The 22,187-nt window shown below is 60.3% G+C and carries 19 protein-coding genes; 10 read left to right on the plus strand and 9 right to left on the minus strand.

Features of this window, described 5'->3' with window-relative positions; translation table 11 throughout:
* Window positions 1-15: 15 nt before the first annotated feature.
* The 3 genes from pdxA to QRN48_RS15405 are packed head-to-tail and all read right to left on the minus strand — an operon-like array spanning window position 16 to window position 3,307.
* On the minus strand, window positions 16-1,017 hold the full coding sequence (pdxA, locus tag QRN48_RS15395) for a 4-hydroxythreonine-4-phosphate dehydrogenase PdxA (protein ID WP_285351510.1): 1,002 nt from the start codon (window positions 1,015-1,017) through the stop codon (window positions 16-18).
* Entirely contained in the window at window positions 1,014-2,306 is a 1,293-nt protein-coding gene (locus QRN48_RS15400) for a four-carbon acid sugar kinase family protein (protein WP_285351511.1), read from the minus strand. The genes pdxA and QRN48_RS15400 overlap by 4 nt, the downstream gene beginning before the upstream one ends.
* On the minus strand, window positions 2,303-3,307 hold the full coding sequence (locus QRN48_RS15405; protein WP_285351513.1) for a 2-keto-3-deoxygluconate permease: 1,005 nt from the start codon (window positions 3,305-3,307) through the stop codon (window positions 2,303-2,305). Before QRN48_RS15405 ends, QRN48_RS15400 begins: the two co-directional genes overlap by 4 nt.
* Before the next feature lie 272 nt (window positions 3,308-3,579).
* Between QRN48_RS15405 and QRN48_RS15410 the strand changes: the two genes are divergently transcribed.
* From QRN48_RS15410 to QRN48_RS15455, 10 genes are all read left to right on the plus strand, one after another.
* Window positions 3,580-4,041, plus strand: coding sequence for an Lrp/AsnC family transcriptional regulator (locus QRN48_RS15410; protein WP_037019104.1), 462 nt, complete (start codon window positions 3,580-3,582; stop codon window positions 4,039-4,041).
* Between the two features lie 144 nt (window positions 4,042-4,185).
* On the plus strand, window positions 4,186-5,880 hold the full coding sequence (locus tag QRN48_RS15415) for a flavin monoamine oxidase family protein (protein ID WP_285351516.1): 1,695 nt from the start codon (window positions 4,186-4,188) through the stop codon (window positions 5,878-5,880).
* Between the two features lie 10 nt (window positions 5,881-5,890).
* The gene (locus tag QRN48_RS15420) at window positions 5,891-6,691 is read left to right on the plus strand and encodes a carbon-nitrogen hydrolase family protein (protein WP_285351517.1); all 801 of its coding nucleotides are present in this window, start codon (window positions 5,891-5,893) and stop codon (window positions 6,689-6,691) included.
* 164 nt (window positions 6,692-6,855) lie between these two features.
* Entirely contained in the window at window positions 6,856-9,213 is a 2,358-nt protein-coding gene (gene pqqF, locus QRN48_RS15425; protein WP_285351518.1) for a pyrroloquinoline quinone biosynthesis protein PqqF, read from the plus strand.
* 178 nt (window positions 9,214-9,391) lie between these two features.
* Window positions 9,392-9,463, plus strand: coding sequence for a pyrroloquinoline quinone precursor peptide PqqA (gene pqqA / locus QRN48_RS15430; protein ID WP_008365141.1), 72 nt, complete (start codon window positions 9,392-9,394; stop codon window positions 9,461-9,463).
* Between the two features lie 94 nt (window positions 9,464-9,557).
* A complete protein-coding gene (gene pqqB / locus QRN48_RS15435; protein ID WP_285351520.1) occupies window positions 9,558-10,469 on the plus strand; it encodes a pyrroloquinoline quinone biosynthesis protein PqqB in 912 nt (303 codons plus the stop codon).
* A gap of 143 nt (window positions 10,470-10,612) precedes the next feature.
* The gene (gene pqqC / locus QRN48_RS15440; RefSeq protein ID WP_285351522.1) at window positions 10,613-11,368 is read left to right on the plus strand and encodes a pyrroloquinoline-quinone synthase PqqC; all 756 of its coding nucleotides are present in this window, start codon (window positions 10,613-10,615) and stop codon (window positions 11,366-11,368) included.
* Window positions 11,365-11,640, plus strand: a complete 276-nt coding sequence (gene pqqD, locus QRN48_RS15445) for a pyrroloquinoline quinone biosynthesis peptide chaperone PqqD (RefSeq protein WP_037019092.1) — start codon at window positions 11,365-11,367, stop codon at window positions 11,638-11,640. Before pqqC ends, pqqD begins: the two co-directional genes overlap by 4 nt.
* A complete protein-coding gene (gene pqqE / locus QRN48_RS15450; protein WP_285351524.1) occupies window positions 11,612-12,799 on the plus strand; it encodes a pyrroloquinoline quinone biosynthesis protein PqqE in 1,188 nt (395 codons plus the stop codon). The genes pqqD and pqqE overlap by 29 nt, the downstream gene beginning before the upstream one ends.
* Complete coding sequence (locus QRN48_RS15455; RefSeq protein ID WP_285351526.1) at window positions 12,765-14,591, plus strand: S9 family peptidase; 1,827 nt, start codon at window positions 12,765-12,767, stop codon at window positions 14,589-14,591. The genes pqqE and QRN48_RS15455 overlap by 35 nt, the downstream gene beginning before the upstream one ends.
* Window positions 14,592-14,933: 342 nt before the next feature.
* Here the strand turns inward: QRN48_RS15455 and QRN48_RS15460 are convergent, their stop codons facing one another.
* From QRN48_RS15460 to bioD, 6 genes are all read right to left on the minus strand, one after another.
* Window positions 14,934-15,095, minus strand: a complete 162-nt coding sequence (locus QRN48_RS15460) for a YqaE/Pmp3 family membrane protein (RefSeq protein WP_037019089.1) — start codon at window positions 15,093-15,095, stop codon at window positions 14,934-14,936.
* Between the two features lie 373 nt (window positions 15,096-15,468).
* The gene (locus QRN48_RS15465; protein ID WP_285351530.1) at window positions 15,469-17,247 is read right to left on the minus strand and encodes an acyl-CoA dehydrogenase C-terminal domain-containing protein; all 1,779 of its coding nucleotides are present in this window, start codon (window positions 17,245-17,247) and stop codon (window positions 15,469-15,471) included.
* 221 nt (window positions 17,248-17,468) lie between these two features.
* A complete protein-coding gene (locus tag QRN48_RS15470) occupies window positions 17,469-18,764 on the minus strand; it encodes a GGDEF domain-containing protein (protein WP_191944567.1) in 1,296 nt (431 codons plus the stop codon).
* A gap of 152 nt (window positions 18,765-18,916) precedes the next feature.
* Window positions 18,917-20,722 (minus strand): phenylacyl-CoA dehydrogenase, encoded by a 1,806-nt coding sequence (locus tag QRN48_RS15475; protein ID WP_191944568.1) that lies wholly within the window; start codon window positions 20,720-20,722, stop codon window positions 18,917-18,919.
* Window positions 20,723-21,068: 346 nt separating this feature from the next.
* The gene (locus QRN48_RS15480) at window positions 21,069-21,365 is read right to left on the minus strand and encodes a hypothetical protein (protein WP_037019078.1); all 297 of its coding nucleotides are present in this window, start codon (window positions 21,363-21,365) and stop codon (window positions 21,069-21,071) included.
* 124 nt (window positions 21,366-21,489) lie between these two features.
* The gene (gene bioD, locus QRN48_RS15485) at window positions 21,490-22,170 is read right to left on the minus strand and encodes a dethiobiotin synthase (RefSeq protein WP_285351534.1); all 681 of its coding nucleotides are present in this window, start codon (window positions 22,168-22,170) and stop codon (window positions 21,490-21,492) included.
* Window positions 22,171-22,187 lie beyond the last annotated feature (17 nt).

The following is a 22,187-nucleotide window of genomic DNA, read 5'->3' on the forward strand; positions in this document are numbered from 1 at the left end:
CCCGGCCCGCTCACCTCACCCTCGCCGGGTGGCCAGCTCAGCGCCCTGGCGCAATGCTTCAAGCATGCTGCGCTCGTCCGCGATGCCCTTGCCGGCAATGTCGAACGCAGTGCCGTGATCCACCGAAGTGCGGATGACTTCCAGGCCGACCGTGACGTTGACCCCCGCTTCAAGGCCGAGAACCTTGACCGGGCCATGACCCTGATCGTGATACATCGCCACCACCAGATCGAAATCGCCACGCCCCGCCCGGAAGAACAGCGTGTCCGCAGGCAAAGGACCGGTGACGTCCAGGCCTTTGTCCTGCAGGACCTTGACGGCAGGAATGATCTTCTCTTCCTCCTCTCCATAGCCGAACAGGCCATTTTCACCTGCATGGGGATTGATGCCGCACACCCCGATACGAGGACGCTCTATACCCGCCTTGATCAGGGTCGCGTTGCCTCGCTCAATGGTGCGCTGGACCAGACCCGGTTCGATCTTGCGGATAGCATCAATGATGCCCATGTGCGTCGTCACATGAATAACGCGCAGCTGCGGCGCCACCAGCATCATCGAGACTTCATCGACATGGGTAAGGTGCGCCAGCATTTCGGTGTGACCCGGGTATTTATGGCCGCCAGCGTGCAGCGCTTCTTTATTCAGCGGCGCCGTGCAGATGGCGTCGATTTGCCTGGCTTCGGCCAGCTCGACAGCGCGGGCGATGAAACGGTAGGCGCCGTCACCAGCGACTGCGGACAGCTGCCCGAACGGCAGATCGGCCGGGATCAGATTCAAATCGATGCAGTCAATCGTGCCCGGCTCGTATTGAGCTTCTGACGCTTCCTTGATGCGGCGGATCTTCGCCGTGCCGTTGACGATGGTGTTGGCCAACTCCAGACGTCCGGCATCGCCGATGACCAAGGGACGGCACTGTTGGTAGACGACGTGGTGGTTCAGGCTTTTGACGATGACTTCCGGGCCGACACCGCTGGCGTCGCCCATGGTGATGCCGATGATTGGCAGGTAGTTGCTCATGATGTTTTACCTAGTAGCGCAGGATTCGTGACAGTGCCTGCGCCGTACTGCGCAGGCTCGATTGCGTTATTCAGATGCAGCCAGGCCGCATACAGGGCGTGATCCGTGCCGAACGCGCCGGCCTTGGTCACCACGCCGGGACGCCGCCCCGCCAGCGCAGTGATGGGACGCCCGAAGGCAACGCCCGCCTCGACCTCACGCAGAAGCTGCAGGCTGCCAATCCCGACCGCGCAAAGCAGGGCTCGGGCAGTTTCGCCGCCGGTGGCAATGACGCCGCCCGCCTGCGCAAAATTTGAACGAACCAGCGCTGCGAGCTCGGTCGAAAGATGGGCACCTTCTGCCGGATCGAAGGCGTCGTCGCGACCGATGCGCAGCAACAGGTCATCGCCCTGATTCAGGCACTGGCCGATGCGTGCTTCCCAGCTTTCCCAGTCGCCATGTTTCTTGCCTAGGCGCAGCACCGCTGGCGGCACCACGACCTCCTCGATGCCAGTGCGCTCTTTAAGCAGCGCACACTGACGCTCGGAAACCGCAGACAGGCTACCGACCAGCACCAGCGTCGGGGCGTATTTCTCATGCTCGTCGATAGTTTGCAGACTGGCTCCTGAGATGAAGTCGGGCAACAAGGCGATCTCCCGTGCCAGTCCACCCGAGCCTACCCAGAAACTTGCCTCCTTGAGCTGGGTGCTTGCGCAGGAGAGGATTTTCAGGTCTTCCGTGGTGACCGCATCAACGATCAGCGCCTGCGCCTCACTGCTCGCGACCTCGGCCATGTGCCTGGAGAGCGCGGCCGCATCGCCGCGCAACATCGGCAACGTCAGCCTGGCGACCTGCAGACCGGCCGCTTGCAGCATTGAGGTCATGTCCGCAGAGCGATCAGCGTGCTCAAGCCTCCACGTCTCGGTGGTTTCCAATGGTTGACCGTTGACCAGAACCTGGCCGTCGAGCGTCGTACGGCCTGTAGCCGGGAAGGCAGGAGCGACGATCGCCAGCCCCGCATGGGCCTGGAGCGCAGCCACCTCGTCAGCCCAGTTGCCACGCAGCGTCGAGTCGATCTTTTTGTACAGTTTTTGTCCGGGAGCAATCAGCGCCTGATAGGCCGCCAATGTCCGTTCCCCTGCCTGAGCACCTGTCAGACGTCGGGTGTCGGTGTCGATGGCGACCACGCGCGCATCGCCAGTGTCATGAGTCGCATCAAGCGTGACAACGGTGTTATGCCCGGCGCTGGCGAAGGCAATCGCGCAATCCGCCGCCCCTGAAAGGTCGTCGGCGATGATCAGCAGTGTCATCGAATAACCTCCCGCTGCGCCGTTGCCTCCGAGTGAGGTTTGGGATGGCGCGTGTTGTAGCGCTTGGCAATGGCTGCCGTAAGAATGGGCGACAAGACCGCCGTCACCACCACACAGGCGGCGACCAGCAGCGTCGCCGAGTTCGCTGCCTCGGTGTAAATCGGGTTGGCTGCCGCAACGAGAGCCGGGACCGCCGCCGCATTGCCCGCCGTGTTGGCCGCCGCCACCCCTGCTACCCCGGTGCCGCCGGAGACTCTGTCGGCGAAGTACAGCGGAATGCCGGTCAAGACGACGACCGCCAGCCCAAGGCCGATGCCCAATAATCCGGCCTGCCAGACCTTGTGCAAATCCAGACTGGCGCCCAGTGCCAGGGCGAAGAACGGAATCATCACCGGAACAGCCTTCGCCAGAAAGTCACGCATCTCACGGTCCAGATTACCCAGCAACATCCCCAGCAACAGTGGAAGGATCGCCCCGACCAGTGTCGGCCACGGAAAGGCTGCCAAGCCTGCGACACCCAGCGTCACCATGGTCAGAAAAGGGCCGGACTCCAGTGACATGACGGAGTACGCACCGACGTCTTCGGAGCGCCCGTATTGCCCCATCAACGCCATGTACAACCCGCCGTTGGTGTCGTTCATTGCGGCAACCACGGCCAACGTCGACAATCCGGCGAAGACGCCTGACGTGATGGGTTGCTCCCCCAGAAAATGGCCCATCATCACACCGATGACGATGGCCGTGCCGACCTTGGTAGCGAACAGCACCCCACCCTTTTTCAGCAGATACGGCGTGGCCTTGATGTCGATACTGGCGCCCATGCACACGTAAAACACCGCCAGTATGGGGAGCGAACCGGTGAACAGCGCGTTGGTAAACGAGCCAAAAAACTTGGGCATGTCGGGCAAAAACGTCGCCACGAGTGAGCCGATGAGCAGCGGCACGATCATCATTCCGCCCGGCACCCGCTCGATAGTACGTTTGATCGGAAATTGAGCCACAGGGAGCACTCCTTATTTTTATAGGGTGAGGCTTCGACAAGCCTGATTGAGCGAAACGATCAAATTCTTGATCACTTTGCTCAAATAAGCTTATTCCATCACCCAAAAATGCGCAAACCAATCAAGAACATGATTGATATGAGCAAAAAACGACCATTCAAGACAGTGCTTTAGGCGTTCTGCCTTTGCGCAGATACGGTCAAACGGCTTGAATATCGCCCCAACGCCAGAGGAATCTCCTAACATGCTCCGCTTGCCGAAGGAGACCCGCCTTGCCCGACACTCGCCCCCCAGCGCTTGATGACATCGACCGTAAACTGATCGCAGCACTGCAAATCAATGCTCGGGAACCCGTAGCCAACCTGGCGCGGCAATTGGGTATCGCGCGCACCACCGTGACCTCTCGGCTGGCGCGGCTGGAGAAAACCCGAGTGATTACCGGATACGGTGTGCGGCTGGGGCAGCGTCTTGCGGATGGCGGTCTGCAGGCTTACGTCGGGATTACCGTTCAGCCTCGTTCGGGAAAGGAAGTGCTGCGCCGGTTGAGCGCGCTCGCTCAGGTACAACAACTGTGCGCCGTGAGCGGCGAGTTTGATTACGTCGCCTGGCTGCGCACTGAGTCGCCGGAGCAACTGGACCAAATGCTCGACCTGATCGGCAGCGTCGATGGCGTCGAAAAAACCACCACTTCGATCATCCTGAGCAGCAAGATTGATCGCGGACAGCCGTCATAGAAGTCGACTGACCAGACAATCTGACGCCCCTCCTCGTCGAATTGTTATTAATTACTGCATTACGACGACACTTTGCGTCTTATTAACGTCTCCGCTGTTATCTAGACTTGTCCCCTTTCGCGCCTCAGTCGAACAAGGTCAGTCATGAAGAACAATCGCCAACCCGCCGACGGAAAAAAACCGATCACGATTTTCGGCCCGGACTTCCCGTTCGCGTTCGATGACTGGATTGAGCACCCGGCAGGCCTGGGCAGTATTCCGACGGAGAATCTGGGCAAAGAGGTCGCCATTGTCGGCGCAGGTATCGCAGGTCTGGTTGCCGCGTACGAGCTGATGAAGCTGGGCCTCAAGCCCGTCGTTTACGAGGCCTCGAAAATGGGCGGGCGTCTGCGCTCCCAGCAGTTCGAGGGCGCTGAAGGCATCATCGCCGAACTGGGGGGCATGCGCTTCCCGGTCTCCTCCACTGCGTTCTATCACTACGTCGACAAGCTCGGCCTGGAATCCAGACCCTTCCCCAACCCATTGACCGCTGCGTCCGGCAGCACAGTGATTGATCTGGAAGGCAGCACTCACTACGCACAAAAATTATCGGATCTGCCTGCGCTGTTTCAGGAAGTGGCTGACGCCTGGGCCGACGCGCTGGAAGAGGGCTCGCAGTTCGCCGACATTCAGCAAGCAATCCGTGATCGCGACGTGCCTCGGCTCAAGGCGCTGTGGAACACATTGGTGCCGCTGTGGGATGACCGCACGTTTTACGATTTCGTCGCCACGTCGAAAGCCTTTGCCAAATTGTCGTTCTATCACCGCGAAGTCTTTGGACAGGTGGGCTTTGGTACCGGCGGCTGGGACTCGGACTTCCCCAACTCGATGCTGGAGATCTTCCGCGTCGTCATGACCAATTGCGACGATCATCAGCACCTGATTGTCGGTGGCGTCGGCCAGGTTCCGATGGGCATCTGGCGCCACGCTCCCGAGCGTTGCACGCACTGGCCCGAAGGCACCAGCTTGTCGACGTTGCACCGGGGCGCGCCGCGCACGGGCGTGAAAGGCATAAGCCGCGCCGCCAATGGTCAGTTTGCAGTGACTGACAATCTAGGTGATGTCCGCCATTACGACGCGGTTCTCGCCACCTGCCAGAGCTGGCTGCTGACCACGCAAATCGAGTGCGAGGAGTCGCTGTTCTCGCAGAAGATGTGGATGGCGCTGGACCGCACGCGCTATATGCAGTCGTCCAAGACCTTCGTCATGGTTGATCGTCCCTTCTGGAAGGACAAGGACCCGGAAACCGGCCGCGACCTGATGAGCATGACCCTGACCGATCGCCTGACCCGGGGCACCTACCTGTTCGATAACGGCACCTACTCCAACGGTGTCGAAAAGCCGGGGGTCATTTGCCTGTCGTACTCCTGGATGAGCGACGCGCTGAAGATGCTGCCTCACCCCGTCGAGAAGCGCGTCAGCCTGGCGCTCGGCGCGCTGAAAAAGATTTACCCGAAGGTCGATATCGCCGCGCGCATCATCGGAGACCCGATCACCGTGTCGTGGGAATCGGACCCGCACTTCCTCGGCGCTTTCAAAGGCGCGCTGCCTGGCCACTATCGCTACAACCAGCGGATGTACGCGCACTTCATGCAAAAGGACATGCCAGACGAGCAGCGCGGCATTTTCATTGCCGGTGACGACGTGTCGTGGACGCCCGCGTGGGTGGAAGGCGCTGTGCAGACCTCGCTTAACGCGGTGTGGGGCATCATGACTCACTTCGGTGGCAAGACCCACGCCGAAAACCCGGGGCCTGGCGATGTGTTCCACGAGATCGGCCCCATCGTGCTGCCGGAATAAGGAGACCTTTATGCGTGTCGCCCTCTTTCAATGCGTGCCGCTGCCACTGGATGTCAGTGCCAACCTTCGCCGCCTCGAGAAACAAGCGGTCGAGGCAGCGACGCAGGGGGCTGCCTTGCTGGTGTGTCCGGAGATGTTTTTGACCGGGTACAACATCGGCGCACAGGCCGCACGGGATCTGGCCCAAGCCTGTGACGGCCCCGCCGCTGTAAGGATCGCCGAGATTGCGCGAGCGGCGGGAGTGGCGATCCTGTATGGCTACCCCGAGCTCAGCAGTGACGGGCAGGTGTATAACGCGGTGCAGTTGATCGACGCACACGGCGTTCGGCTCTGCAATTACCGTAAGACGCATCTCTATGGCGCGCTGGACAATGCGATGTTCAGTGCGGGTGACGAGCACTTTCCGGTGGTGGAATTCGAAGGCTGGAAGCTGGGATTTCTGATCTGCTACGACGTCGAGTTTCCCGAGAATACGCGTCGTCTGGCCCTGGCAGGCGTGGACCTGATTCTGGTGCCCACTGCGAACATGGCCCCTTACGATTTTGTTGCAGAGGTCACCGTGCGGGCTCGTGCCTTCGAGAACCAGTGCTATCTGGTTTACGCCAATTATTGCGGCAGCGAGGGCGAAATCCACTACTGCGGCTTGAGCAGCATCTGTGCGCCGGACGGCAGACAGATCGGTCTCGCAGGCCAGGATGAGGCGCTGGTGATTGCAGAGCTGGACCGTGAATCGATGGGCGAATCCAAAGCGATCAACACGTATTTCAAGGATCGTCGACCGGGCTTTTACAAGGGTTTGGGCAACAGCTGAGCGGCACGTAACTCATTCGCACGGCAGCCTGACTCCTGCCGTTAAAAGCTGCTGCTTGACCGTGTGCCGCGATCGCTGAGCCACGTCGGGTGACCAAGAGATACGCGCCGCGCCTGAGTATCCGCTAGCATGGCCAATCCATGATCACGCCATGCAAACACCCCATGCCCGATTCCATCGCCCAACGATCCGTGACCCTGCCAAACGGCTTGCGCGTGGTGCTCAGTTCAGTGCCACGGTTGAAGCGTTGCGCCGCCGCAGTGCGCGTGGCGGCGGGCAGTCACGACGTTTCGCCGCGCTGGCCGGGACTGGCGCATTTCCTTGAGCATTTGTTCTTTCTGGGCACCGAGCGATTCCCGGGAAATGAAAACCTGATGGCCTTCGTCCAGCGTCATGGTGGCCAGGTGAATGCCAGCACGCGCGAACGCACCACCGATTTTTTCTTCGAGCTGCCGCGAGCGGTGTTCCGTGACGGCCTGGACCGCTTGTGCGAGATGCTGGTGCGTCCGCGTATGACGATGGCTGACCAGTCGCGCGAGCGAGAGGTTTTGCACGCTGAATTCATCGCCTGGGTACGCGACGATTCCGCCCGTGAGCGGCTCAGGCTTCTGCAGCCGCTGTCCGCGGCGCATCCCCTGCGCGGCTTTCATGCTGGCAATCGCTACAGCCTGCCGGTTCCGCGCCAGACCTTTCAGCATGCACTGCAGGATTTCTATCGCCGCTTTTATCAAGCCGGGCAAATCACGCTTAGCCTCGCCGGGCCTCAACCTCTGGATGAGCTTGAGGCGCTGGCGGCAGAGTTCGGCGCCTATTTCGCCAAGGGTGAGAAGGTAGAGCAGCACAAGCCACCACCGTTGCTTGCCGGAACACCCCGCTCAATTTCCGAAGCCGACCTGCGTCAGATGCACCTGACGTTTGCCTGCGAGGACTTGCCGGGCGGGCATGAGCAAGCGGCTGGGTTTCTGTGTATGTGGATGAATGACGCGCAGGCGGGTGGGCTGGTGGCCGCTCTGCGTGGCCGAGGGTTGATTGAGTCGCTCAAGGCCGAGACGATCTATGGGTTTGGCGACCAGGCACTGATCGACATAGAACTGGCTTTGAGCACGCCAGACGCTGCAACACACGTCTCGACGCTGGTCTTTGGATGGCTCACCTTTTTCAGGTCGCACTACCGTCAGTTGCTCGATGAGCATGCGTTGCTGGAACAGCGCCGTCTGGCCGTGAGTGACGCGCTGGCGCTGGCCCGGCATTTCAGCGCGGGACTGGATTCGCACGGTCTGTCGATGGACGCTGTAGATGCGCTGCTCGACCGGCTCACGCTTCAGACCCTAGTGCGCGCAGAGACCCTATCCTCCGCGCATGCCCCTTCGAATTTCGAGTGGCACCTGCCCGCCCCCAATCCCTTCCTCAAGCAGACAAGGTCCACCGCTGCGCCGAGTTCGCCCCTGACTGCGTTGACATTCAGCGACGCCCTGCCAGCGACTGGAGAAGCTGCGGTCTACCTGCGCTGGACGCTGGCAACTGCGCAGCCATTGCTTGCGGGAACGCTGGAAGAGCGACTCAAACCGCTGATCCTCCAGGCCAGGCAAGCGGGCGTGACGCTGGCGTTCGGCAGTTACGGCAACTATTGGCAAGTGAAGGCCTCCGGTTTGGCAGAGCCGTTGCCTGCCGTGCTGGAAGAGGCGCTGCGCGTGCTTGGCGCGCCTGAAAGTCGTGATCGGGTACACCGTGGCGCGATGGACAGCGAGCCTGCAGCCATTCCGATCCGCCAATTGCTGAAGTCGTTACCTGATCATTATTTGAACAACCAGAACACCACTCAAGCGATAGGTCTCGAACGTGCCTGGTCTACGGCACGCTGGACCGGTTTAGCTACCGGTCTGGAAGGCTCGGCGCAAAGTGAGGTGTGCAGCGCCGCCCGCCTCATCCATGGCATTGCGGAGCATCCGCCTGGTACCGCGCCACGCGACACGGGCACGCGGTGGATAACCGAAGCGTCGGAATCTTCCGAAAGTGCGCTGTTGATGTTCTATCCGACGCCGTCGGCTTCACTCGACGACGAAGCTGCATGGCGACTCTTCGCACAGCTGATGCAGGCCCCGTTCTACCAGCGCCTGCGGGTCGAGTTGCAATTGGGCTACGCGGTTTTCAGCGGCTTCCGGCAAATTGCCGGCCATGGCGGGCTGTTGTTTGGCGTGCAGTCACCCAGCGCCAGCATCGGACAGATCGTGGCCCATATCGAGACGTTCATTGAGCGCCTGCCAACGCTGATTGCCGAGGCAGACGTACCGGCTCAGTTGAAAACGTTGCGCGCTCAACTTGATCTGGCCGAACTGGAGCAAGCACAGGCGGCCGAAATACTCTGGCAGGCGCATTTGGCAGGTCATGGGCGAGGCTACTTCGAGGGCTTGCAACATTCTCTAAAACATCTTGATCACCACGCACTGCTGACAGCCGCTGATCGGCTGGCCCAGTCGGGCCGTATCCGGCTGTGTCTCTCAAACCGCTCTAACCCGCCATAGCCGCAGGCCACAGCAGGCGTATCATTGCCGGTTACGCAAGGGTCTTTATCGGATATTTCATCATCGACCCTTCGATAATTTTAGTAACATAGCCCCCTAAGCATTTGAACGTCTCCTCGCGCAGGAGCACTAATGAATGTACTCACCCACCGCGGCACTAACCCAGAAGGAGTCAATAATGTGGACTAAACCTGCTTACACTGATCTGCGTATCGGCTTTGAAGTCACCATGTACTTCGCAAGCCGTTGATTGTTGCGCGGTGAGAAGCCTCGGTTCGCCGGGGCTTTTTTATTAACGCGATTCTGAATTCAGGGCCGAACCGGCCCGTCGCTATGGGGCTTACATGCACATCCAGATCCTCGGTTCCGCTGCCGGCGGTGGTTTCCCCCAGTGGAACTGCAACTGCGCCAACTGCGCAGGCTTTCGTGACGGCAGTCTGCGAGCGCACGCGCGCACCCAGTCGTCCATCGCGCTGTCGGACGACGGTGTGAACTGGATCTTGTGCAACGCCTCTCCCGACATCCGCGCCCAGCTTCAGGGGTTCGCCCCGATGCAGCCCAATCGCGGCCTGCGCGATACCGGCATCAGCGCGATCATCCTGATGGACAGCCAGATCGACCACACTACCGGCTTGCTCAGCCTGCGCGAAGGCTGCCCGCATCAGGTCTGGTGCACGGACATGGTCCATGAAGACCTCAGCACCGGGTTTCCGCTGTTCAACATGCTCAAACACTGGAACGGCGGGCTGGACTGGAACCGTATCGAACTGGAAGGCAGCTTTGTCATCCCGGCCTGCCCGAATCTGCGCTTTACGCCCTTCCCTCTGCGCAGCGCGGCACCGCCCTACTCGCCGCACAGATTCGACCCGCACCCGGGCGATAACATTGGTCTGATGGTTGAAGATCTGCGCACCGGCGGCAAGCTGTTCTATGCGCCGGGCCTGGGCAAAGTCGATGATGCCCTCATGCAGAAAATGAGCGGCGCCGACTGCCTGCTGGTGGACGGTACGATGTGGGACGACGATGAGATGCAGCGCCGTGGCGTCGGCACCCGCACCGGAACGGAAATGGGCCATCTGGCACAAAACGGTCCCGGCGGCATGCTCGAAGTGCTGGAGCGGTTACCGCAGCAGCGCAAGGTGCTCATCCACATCAACAACACCAACCCGATTCTGGACGAGGACTCGCCAGAGCGCGCTGAACTGGCCAGGCGCAATGTTGAAGTGGCGTTCGATGGGATGAGCATCGAGCTCTAGAAACGCTAAACAACCCCGCTGTGGGGCGAAGTTTGCTCATGAAGCTGCCAGGTCAGCCTGCCGATGCGGCACAGGTAGATGGCTTCAGTGAGCAAGCTCACCCCCCACAGGATCTGCGGAAATTCTTGACGAGAACTGCCGACATGAGCGATGCAACGCCGCTGTCCCCCGCTGAATTCGAACAGGCCCTGCGTGCCAAAGGCGCGTATTACCACATCTACCACCCGTTTCACGTGGCGATGTACGAAGGGCGTGCGACCCGCGAGCAGATTCAGGGCTGGGTCGCGAACCGGTTCTACTACCAGGTCAACATTCCGCTAAAGGATGCGGCGATCCTTGCCAACTGTCCTGATCGGGAAATCCGTCGCGAATGGATTCAGCGTCTGCTCGATCATGACGGCGCACCCGGTGAAGACGGGGGAATTGAAGCGTGGCTGCGTCTGGGCCAGGCCGTGGGCCTTGATCCTGACCAGCTTCGTTCGCAGGAACTCGTCCTGCCCGGCGTACGATTCGCCGTCGATGCCTATGTCAACTTCGCCCGCCGGGCCAATTGGCAGGAAGCGGCGAGCAGTTCGTTGACCGAGCTCTTTGCACCTCAGATTCACCAATCCCGTCTGGACAGCTGGCCGCAGCACTACCCGTGGATAGACCCGGCCGGCTACGAGTACTTCCGCACTCGCCTGGGCCAGGCCCGCCGCGACGTGGAGCACGGTCTGGCGATCACGCTGCAGCACTACACCACGCAGGAAGGCCAGCAGCGCATGCTGGAAATCCTGCAGTTCAAGCTCGACATCTTGTGGAGCATGCTGGATGCCATGAGCATGGCGTACGAGCTGAACCGCCCGCCCTATCACAGCGTGACGGACCAACGCGTCTGGCACAAAGGAATCGCCCTATGAGCTTCAATCGTGAACAGGTGCCCAACTGGCGCCGCGGTTACCGTTACCAGTTCGAGCCGGCACAAAATGGCCACGTGCTGCTCTACCCTGAAGGCATGATCAAGCTCAATGAAAGCGCGAGCGAGATTGGTGGCCTGATCGATGGTCAGCGCAGCGTCGGCGCCATCATCGCGTTGCTCGACGAAAAATTTCCCGGCGTTCCCGAGCTCGGCACCGATGTCGAGCAATTCATGGAGGTCGCCCGTGCAGAACTCTGGATCGAATTTGCCTGAGTCATTGAACACCGCAGCCAGCCCGTACATTCCGCCCACGCCTGCGGTCGGGCTGCCGCTGTGGCTGCTCGCCGAACTGACCTATCGTTGCCCGTTGCAATGCCCGTATTGCTCCAATCCGCTGGATTTCGCCAAGCAGGGGCAGGAGCTCACCACTGAGCAGTGGTTCAAGGTCATGGCCGAAGCCCGGCAAATGGGCGCGGCGCAGATCGGCTTCTCAGGCGGCGAGCCGCTGGTGCGTCAGGATCTGGCCGAGCTGATCGCCGAGGCGCGGCGGCTGGGCTTCTACACCAACCTGATCACCTCCGGCATTGGCCTTACCGAACAGAAGATCATCGATTTCAAGGAAGCGGGGCTGGACCACATCCAGATCAGCTTCCAGGCCAGCGACGAGCAAGTGAACAACATGCTCGCCGGCTCCAAAAAAGCCTTCGCGCAGAAGCTCGAGATGGCCCGTGCCGTAAAAAAGCATGGTTACCCGATGGTCCTCAACTTCGTGACCCATCGGCACAACATCGACAAGATCGACAAGATCATCGAGCTGTGTGTGGCGCTTGAGGCCGATTTTGTCGAGCTGGCGACTTGTCAGTTCTACGGCTGGGCTCACCTGAATCGCGTGGGCTTGCTGCCGACCAAAGACCAGCTCGTGCGTGCCGAGCACATCACCAACGAGTACCGCGCCAAGCTTGCTGCTGAAAACCACCCGGTGAAGCTGATCTTCGTTACGCCCGATTACTACGAAGAAAGACCCAAAGCGTGCATGAACGGCTGGGGCAATCTGTTCTTGACCGTGACACCGGACGGTACGGCCCTGCCCTGCCACGGCGCGCGGCAAATGCCGATTCAGTTTCCCAATGTGCGCGATCACACGATGCAGCACATCTGGTACGAGTCATTCGGCTTCAATCGTTTTCGCGGGTACGAGTGGATGCCCGAGCCATGCCGCTCGTGCGACGAGAAGGAAAAAGACTTCGGCGGCTGCCGGTGTCAGGCGTTCATGCTCACCGGCGATGCGAGCAACACAGACCCGGTGTGCAGCAAGTCGCCCCAGCACCACTTGATCACCCAGGCCCGCGACGAAGCCGAGTATGCTAGCCAGACCATCGAGCAACTGGCCTTCCGCAATGAACGAAACTCACGCCTCATCGCCAAGTCCTGACCTACTCTCTGCCGCCCAGGCCGTGGCGGCAGGCACCGATTTCGCCGAACTCAGCGTCAGCCCTGCGGGCCTTTTCTGGAGTGAATTCCGCCCGCAGGATGCCGCGACGCGCATCTGGCGCTGGCACGAAGGCAAAGCTCAGTGCCTGACACCGGAAGGCTTCAGCGCCCGCAGTCGGGTCTATGAATACGGCGGTGGTTCGTTCTGCCTGACCGACGATGCCGTGGTGTTCGTCAACGAAGCGGACCAGCAAATTTACCTGCAAGCCTTCGACTCTCCTTCACCTCACGCGCTGACCCGGGGCGACAAGCTCTTCGGAGATGTCCGGTATGCGCGCGGGCAGATTCTGGCCGTCGAAGAGGATCACGACACCCATCGGCTGGTCGCGATCGATATCACCGATGGCCACCGTCATGTGCTGGCCGAGGGCGCCGACTTCTATGCGTCACCGACGGTGAGCCCGGATGGCCAGCGTCTGGTGTGGATCGAATGGTGGCGACCGCATCAGCCCTGGACGTCGACGCGCCTGATGAACGTCGAGCGTCAGGCCGATCTTGCATGGGGTCGGCCACGCTGCCTCGCAGGCGGGCTAGGGCTGGAATCGTTGCAGCAGCCCCGCTTTGATGGAGCTGGCCGCTTGTACTGCCTCACCGACCGCGCAGGCTTCTGGCAACCCTGGAGTGAAACCCTCGAGGGCTTTGAGGCGCTGCCCGCCGCCCCTGCCGATCATGCCTCGGCGCCTTGGCAACTGGGCGCCGCGACGTGGATGCCGCTAGAGGACGGTGCCTATCTCGCCGCCTGGTTCGAGGATGGGAAAGGCCTGCTGGGCGTGCGTTCGGCGTCGGGCTCGGTGAACGATTTCACTGGGGATTACAGCCGTTTCCGAAGCGTTGCGGTGGATGCGGACTTCATCTATTGCATCGCGGCATCGCCCGTCAGTCCCTCTGCAGTGGTTGCCATCAGCCGTGCCGACAAGCGGGTCCGCGTACTCGCTGGCGGCGTGAGCCCATTGCCGGTGGAGCGCATCAGCCAGCCGCAAACCCTGACGTATCCAAGCGGTTCGAGTGAAGCGCATGGGTATTTCTATCCGGCCATGACGGGCGAAGAAAAGCCGCCGCTGCTGGTGTTTATCCACGGAGGCCCCACCTCAGCCTGTTACCCCGCACTGGACCCGCGTGTCCAGTTCTGGACGCAACGCGGCTTTGCCGTCGCAGACCTCAATTATCGTGGCAGCACAGGTTATGGCCGCGCGTATCGCCAGGCGTTGTTCCTGGAATGGGGCGTGGTCGATGTAGAAGATGCGTGCGCGGTGGTGGAGTACCTGGGCAATCAAGGCCTCGTCGATCCCCAGAACGCATTCATCCGCGGCGGCAGTGCCGGCGGATACACCACGCTGTGCGCGTTGGCATTCAAAGACGTGTTCCGCGCCGGCGCAAGCCTGTACGGCGTGAGCGATCCGCTGGCGCTGGCCGAGGCCACCCATAAGTTCGAGGCGGATTATCTGGACTGGCTGATCGGTGACCCCGACCTGGAGATGGTCCGCTATCGGGAGCGCACGCCACTGCTGCATGCCGCTCAGATCAAGGTTCCAGTGATCTTCTTCCAAGGAGAACTGGACGCCGTGGTGGTCCCCGCCCAGACCCGCGACATGCTTAACGCACTGCTGGAAAACGGCATACCGGCCGAAGGGCATTTCTATCCCGAGGAGCGCCATGGTTTCCGCAAAGCGGCCAACCTCGCCCACGCCCTGGAGACGGAATGGGCGTTTTATCGCAAGGTAATTGATGGGTGAGGCGTCACTGGCGCGCGAAGGGATGATGCACGTCGATCTGTCAGAGGCGGGAGGGCTTTAAATGGCGGGTCGCAAATCGAATGGTGGCTGGGATTCTGTAGGAGCCGGCTTGCTGGCGAAGGGATCGTAACAGGCGATGCACCCCAAACTGGCAGACGCCATTCGCCAGCAAGCCGGCTCCTACAGGTGGGTGTCTACAGCGGCTGAGCCCGCCGCCAAGATCAAGTGTAGGAGCGCGCTTGCCCGCGAATGCTTCGGGTCAGCCAGTTCGGAGGTGGCAGGCCTGCCCCGTTCGCCAGCAAGCCGGCTCCTACAGATCGCATTTTGATGCGAGCCCCGGCGTTACTTGCGACTGACGATGATGTAGATCGCGTGGATGATCCCGGGAATGTAGCCCAGCAGGGTCAGCAGAATGTTCAGCCAGAAGGCGCCAGCGAAACCGACTTGCAGGAACACGCCCAGGGGTGGCAGCAGAATAGCGATGATGATGCGGATGATGTCCATGGGTGGAGCTCCTGATTAATGGCCCGTTGGGGGCCGCACAGCTAATCGACCCTGGGCTGCTGCAGGGGTTCCGCCGCGCAAATCATCGAGCCGTTGCTGCACACACGCACATGAAGCGAAGCGGCTGACACTGGAGCATCTTTTCAGGAAGCAGAAAAAAGAAAACCCCGCCTAAGCGAGGTTTTCCAGACTGTTTCCCATGACTTCCATTTCTTCCCGCCATCCTGGCAGGCAATCCCTTACGTGTCCCTGTTATCTTTTTGCGCATCCTGCGCGACGTCCATGTGAAGTAGATTAAACTTGGATCCACTGAGGCGCTAGAGCCGATTGCCATCACGTCATGTAAGCAAATGCTTACATGGGTTTCGACGCGTCAGAACTGTGACGCCTCCAGCAAGTAAAGCGACTCGCTCCCCGCTTTGACAGAGGCCGAAAGCGACTGAATACGCGGCAGCAGGCGGGCGAAATAGAAACGTGCGGTGCCCAGTTTCCCGGCGTAGAAATCTTCCTGCCCCTCTTTTCCCCACGCCGCTTTGGCCATCATCGCCCACATGTAAGCGTAGGCCGTGTATCCGAAAGCATGCAGATACTCAACGGAAGCAGCACCGATTTCGTTCGGGTTACTGCGCGCGCGGTCGAGTACCCAGTCGGTAAGCTCATCCAGAGTAGTCAGCGCAGCGGCAAGCGGCTTGGTGAATTCACCTTGCGAGGCGTCAGACGCAGCAATGAACTGACGGACTTCTTCGGAGAAAAGCCGGTAGTGAGCACCGCCGCTGGCAACGACTTTGCGACCCATGAGGTCGAGCGCCTGAATACCGTTGGTGCCCTCGTAAATCTGAGTGATGCGCACATCACGCACCAGCTGCTCCTGACCCCATTCGCGAATGTAGCCGTGCCCACCGAAAACCTGCTGGCCGTGCACGGTGGTATCGAAGCCCATATCGGTAAGGAAGGCTTTGGCCACAGGCGTCAGCAATGCCACCAACGCGTCGGCGCGCTGACGCAATTCAGCGTCTTCGCTGTACTTGGCTGTGTCCAGTTGCATCGCTACGTAGGTGGAGAAAGCGCGCCCACCCTCATTCAGGGCCTTCATGGTCAATAGCATGCGACGCACATCGGGATGGACAATGATCGGGTCAGCGATGGTCTCCCGGGACTGCGCGCCCGTCGGGGCCCTGCTCTGCAGGCGGTCGCGGGCGTATTCGATCGCGTTCTGATACGAACGCTCGCCAGAGGCCAGGCCCTGAATGCCGACGCCCAGACGCTCGTAGTTCATCATGGTGAACATCGCCGCCAGGCCCTTGTTCGGCTCGCCGATCAAGTAGCCTTCAGCCTGATCGAAGTTCATCACGCACGTTGCCGATGCCTGGATCCCCATCTTGTGCTCAATCGAGCCGCAGAACACCGTGTTGCGCGCGCCCAGGCTGCCGTCATCGTTCACCATGATTTTTGGCACGAGGAACAGCGAGATGCCTTTCGGCCCTGCCGGTGCGTCAGGTAGCTTGGCCAGAACCAGGTGAATGATGTTTTCAGTGAGGTCGTGCTCGCCGCCTGTGATGAAGATCTTCGTGCCGCTGATCTTGTAAGAACCGTCGGCCTGTGGCTGCGCCTTGGTACGGATGATGCCGAGGTCTGTGCCGGCGTGAGCCTCGGTCAGACACATCGAACCGGCCCAGACACCGGCGTACATGTTCGGCAGGTACTTGGCCTTCAACGCTTCGCTGGCGTGGGTATTGATCGAGACGCAGGCGCCGGAAGTCAACATGGGGTACAGCCCGAATGCCAGGCTTGCAGAGTTGACCATCTCTTCGACCTGAGCCGATACCGCCTTGGGCATGCCCATGCCGCCGAATTCCGGATTTCCGCCTACGCCGACCCATCCGCCTTCTGCGTAGGTCTTGTAGGCCTGGATGAAACCCACAGGCGTGGTCACGACGGTGTCGTTCCAGTGACAGCCTTCTTCATCGGCTGCCCGGCTAAGCGGCGCAACGGATCTGCCAGTGACTTTGCCGGCCTCCTCGAGGATCGCCTCGACGGTCTCGGCGTCCACTGTCTCGGACAGTTCTGGAAGCGTGGCCCAAAGTCTGGAGACTTCGAACACTTCATTGAGGACGAAGCGCATATCGCGCAAAGGCGCTTTGTAGTCAGCCATGGCAAACCTCGTTTGAGCAGCAAAAACTCGTGGGATGAGCATCGCCACAGTGAATTTGCAGCGCCGATGCGTCAGTGGAACGAGTGTACCTGAACACCATTTGCGACACATAGGGTCAACGCGTGACTATTTCATCTTATCTAGTCACAACCATAAGCGGCTCAGCCGCTAGCCTGCCCGTGAGCAAAAACCCAAGGGCTTTTAAGACAAAAAGGGAGTGTTTAGCTGGCGGCAGCCATCCGCACCGCGCCACGCTTGCTGGTCTGCGCATGGCTGATGACGCAGTTACGGCCAGCACCTTTGGCAGCGTACAGGGCTTGATCGGCTGATTTTAAGACTTCATCCGGATTGCGGTGCTCAGGCTGACGCTCGGCCACGCCGATGCTGACAGTCACCGACACCGTTGATGCCTGAGAACCGGCCCGACGTTGGCGCCCTTGCTGGTCATCATTCGGGCGGCTGTCCTGATTGCGCAGGTGAATCTGATAACTGGCGATGGTCTCGCGAATCACCTCAAGGTGCGGCATGCACTCCTCAAGGGTCTTGCCTGCAAAAACGATGGCGAACTCTTCACCACCGTAACGATAGGCGCGCCCGCCGCCGTTGGTGATCTTCGACAGCTTGCTGGCCACCAGACGCAGCACCTGGTCGCCGACGTCATGGCCATGGGTGTCGTTGAATTTCTTGAAATGATCAACGTCGCTCATCGCCAGCACGTAATTGCGGCCCAGTCGCTGCATCCGTTCGTTTAGAGCACGCCGACCCGGCAAGCCGGTTAGCTCATCACGAAAGGCCATTTGATACGCCTCGTGCGCCACCGCTGCGGCAATCATCAGCATCACCTGACTGCACATGATGTTAAGGGTGAATGGCAGGATGAATGTCTTGGGCAAGGCCCAGAACAGCCCGAGCAACCCAACCAATTGGGCGGCGTGCAGGGGACGAGGCTTGTAGATGTATTGGGTCAGCAAAACAGCAAAGGCAATCAAAAACGTCGCGTAGGACAGCTGAATCAGGCTCATCCATTCGCCATGCAGCGCCGGCCAGCGGATGTCAGCCAGCCAGGCCAGTACCGCGCTTGGGAAACTCTGTTCCAGCCCCAGCGCGACGCTGCCCACCGCGAGCAAAACGGCTAGTCGCGCAACGAGGTCTTGAAACAAGTGGGTGCGCTCCTCCCAGGCTGCGAACAGTCCAAACATGACCGGCAGCAACAGACAGCACAGATGAAACACCACAGCAGCGTCCTCTCGGACTTTGCCGTTGTCGCGGTAGTAATCGGTCTGGGTGTCGAGCAGGAAATAAGCGATATACACCGTGATCATCAGGAACAGTTCACGCTGACGCTTGTACACGCCGCAATACGCTCCACCCAGCAACAGTACGAGGGTAGGCAGCACGTTGAACAGTGAAGTGAAAAACACGTTGAGGTCTTTCACGTACGCAGCCGCCAGTCCGGCAACAAGCAGCCCCAGAGAAGGTAGAAAATGACTGAGCCGTGCAGCGGAGGGGCGCAGCAAAAGGACTATCTCCTCACCGTATGATAAGAGGGCCGGGTAAATGGCATTGTGCCTGTATCGGCCGCGTCACGCATAGGATGAGGAGAATTTACGCAGACACAAAAAAGCCGCTTATCCCGAAGGACAAGCGGCTTGAGCAAACCGTCTGAAACTCAGTAGGCCAGACCGAAGTGTTCTTCGTTCATGTCCATGAGGTTGCTCGCGCCCGACAACATGGTCGCCACGTGGGTACGAGTGCGCGGCAGGATACGCTGGAAGTAGAAGCGTGCCGTTTGCAGCTTGGCGGTGTAGAAAGCTTCTTCGCTGGTGCCCGCCGCCAGTTTCTCGGCTGCCACACGCGCCATGTCGGCCCAGAAGTACGCCAGGCAGGCATAACCGGAGTACATCAGGTAGTCCACCGAAGCGGCACCGACTTCTTCACGGTCTTTCATGGCAGCCATGCCGACCTTCATGGTCAGTTCGCCCCACTCTTTGTTCAGCGCGGCAAGCGGCGTCACGAACTCACTGACCGCTTCGTTGCCTTCCTGCGACTGGCAGAACTTGTGAACGATCTTGGTGAAGCCCTTGAGCGCCTCACCCTGCGTCATCAGCACTTTACGGCCCAGCAGGTCGAGCGCCTGGATACCGGTAGTGCCTTCGTACAGCATGGCAATGCGGGCATCACGAACGTTCTGCTCCATGCCCCACTCGGCGATGAAGCCGTGGCCGCCGTAGACCTGAACGCCATGGTTGGCGGACTCGAAACCGACTTCGGTCATGAACGCCTTGGCGATCGGCGTCATGAACGCCAACAGGCCATCGGCTTGCTTCTTGGCTTCGGCATCGTCGCTGTACTTGGCGATGTCGACCTGTTTGGCGGTGAAGTACACCATTGCGCGAGTGCCTTCGGCGAAGGCCTTCATGGTCAGCAACATACGACGCACGTCAGGGTGAACGATGATCGGGTCAGCGGCTTTTTCGGGAGCCTTGGGACCGGTCAGCGAACGCATTTGCAGGCGCTCGCGGGCGTATTTCAGGCCGCCCTGAAAACCGATCTCGGCATGCGCCAGACCCTGCAGCGCGGTACCCAGACGGGCGGTGTTCATGAACGTGAACATGCAGTTCAGGCCCTTGTTCGCCGGGCCGATCAGATAGCCGGTGGCGCCGTCGAAGTTCATCACGCAGGTGGCGTTGCCGTGAATCCCCATCTTGTGTTCCAGCGAACCGCAATTAACTGCGTTGCGTTCGCCAACGCTGCCATCGGCAGCCGGCACGAACTTCGGCACGATGAACAGGGAAATCCCTTTAGTGCCGGCAGGCGCATCAGGCAGGCGAGCCAGCACGATGTGGACGATGTTATCGGCCATGTCGTGTTCGCCTGCGGAAATGAAGATCTTGGTGCCGGACACTTTGTACGACCCGTCAGCCTGAGGCTCGGCCTTGGTGCGCAACATGCCCAGGTCAGTGCCGCAGTGCGGTTCTGTCAGGCACATGGTGCCGGTCCACTCGCCCGAGACCAGTTTGGTCAGGTAAGCGTCTTGCTGCTCAGGGGTGCCGTGTTCGGAGATGGTGTTCATCGCGCCATGGGACAACCCTGGGTACATGCCCCACGACCAGTTGGCTTCGCCGACCATCTCGCTGACCGCCAGGCCCAGCGACTCGGGCAGACCCTGACCGCCGTGGGCGACGTCGTGGGCCAGGCTCGGCCAGCCGCCTTCAACGAACTGCTTGTACGCTTCCTTGAAGCCGGTCGGGGTTTTCACGCCGGACTCGCTCCAGGTGCAGCCCTCAATGTCACCCACACGGTTCAACGGCGCCAGGACCTGCTCACAAAACTTGGCGCCTTCTTCGAGAATGGCGTCGACCATGTCAGGCGTTGCGTCCTGGCATGCCGGCAGACTCTGATAGTGCGCTTCGTAGCCGAGCAGCTCGTCACGGACGAAGCGAATATCACGCAAGGGGGCCTTGTAGTCAGGCATAGCGATAAACCTCTGCTGGTGAATCCTGGAATTGGATGACCGTGTGGTCACTGTAGGGCGCGGCCCCGGCGCCGACGATTGGGGTTACGCGGCGATCAAACAGGTGTTTGAAACATACGTTTACGCCTATACCTTGTCAAGCGGTGGCACTCACCTTTCATCACCTGCCAGGGCACAAACGCCGGACGTGCGAATACGTCGCCAGTTGGCGTGAACCGGCACATTCGTTAAAGAAGTCTAAGGACGAAACAGCGCTGCGCACGCTTCGGAGGCGCGCGTGAATGACGTGTTATTCAGGAGAAGGGGAACAGTTGCGACGTGCGCCGCAGCGCACGAACGGAGGGCGTCAGGCGAAGGTGTCGATCAACGTGCCGAGCATTTCGTCGCTGGCCTTTTCGACTCTGGCGCCAGCCTGAACTTGAATCCGGCCTTGGGTCAGCTCAACCACATTGGTGGCCATGTCGGAGCGTTGCGGACGATCGACAGAACGCAAGCGTTCGAGTTGAAAATCGGAGGATTGGCTGCGGCCCGCCACTTCTGTCGCTGGGCTCGCCAGCTGTGTCGCCGCCTGATCGACACGGTCCTGCCCAACCTGCATGGCGCTAAGGCCGGGGTACACCGTGTTGTTCAATGAAATTTGCATGAGCACCCTCCTCCGTTCATGGCGAACCATTTGATTAAAGCAGCAAGGCAGCCCGATTACTTGCCCAAGCGACTAGTGGCACTGCGCCTTGTGACAGGGCTCACACTCTGAAGGCGGCAAGCGCTCAATCCAGCAACTCGAGATGCAGATGCTCGGCGATCATTTCCGCAGTGGCCTTTTTCAGGTAGGGCACGCGGCCCAGGCACGGCGCTGGCAGTCGCTCTGCAAGCGTGGCGAGATTTTCCTCGAGCCGCGAGGTTTTAGGGTCGATGATGTTAGCCACCCAGCCCGCCAATTGCAGGCCATCGTTAGCAATGGCTTCGGCTGACAGCAACGCGTGGCTGATACAGCCCAGCCGCACGCCCACTACTAAAATGACGGGCAGATTAAGTGCAATGGCAAGGTCAGAGAGGTTGGCTCGATCAGCCAGCGGAACACGCCAGCCGCCAGCGCCTTCAATGAGCGTGAAATCTGCCTGTTTGTCGAGGATGTGCTGCATGGGGGCCAGCAATGACTCGACTGTCAGCGCAACACCGGCCTCTCGCGCCGCCAGATGCGGGGCAATGGCGGGCTGGAACGCCACCGGGTTGACCTCGTTGTAGGTCAGTTGAATCGAACACTCGGCGCGCAAGGCAACGGCGTCCGAATTGCGCAACCCTTTGGGTTTGAGGTCGCAGCCGGAGGCGACAGGTTTGCCGGCCGCCGTGCTTAAGCCTGACTGCCGCGCCGCGTATAGAAGCCCTGTGGCAACGGTGGTTTTGCCAACGTCGGTATCGGTTCCCGTGATGAAATACGCAGCGCTCATCTTGGCGACCATCCGTT

Origin of the sequence: Pseudomonas sp. ME-P-057 (genome assembly GCF_030208975.1) — a bacterium.
Taxonomy (GTDB): Bacteria; Pseudomonadota; Gammaproteobacteria; order Pseudomonadales; family Pseudomonadaceae; genus Aquipseudomonas; species Aquipseudomonas lutea.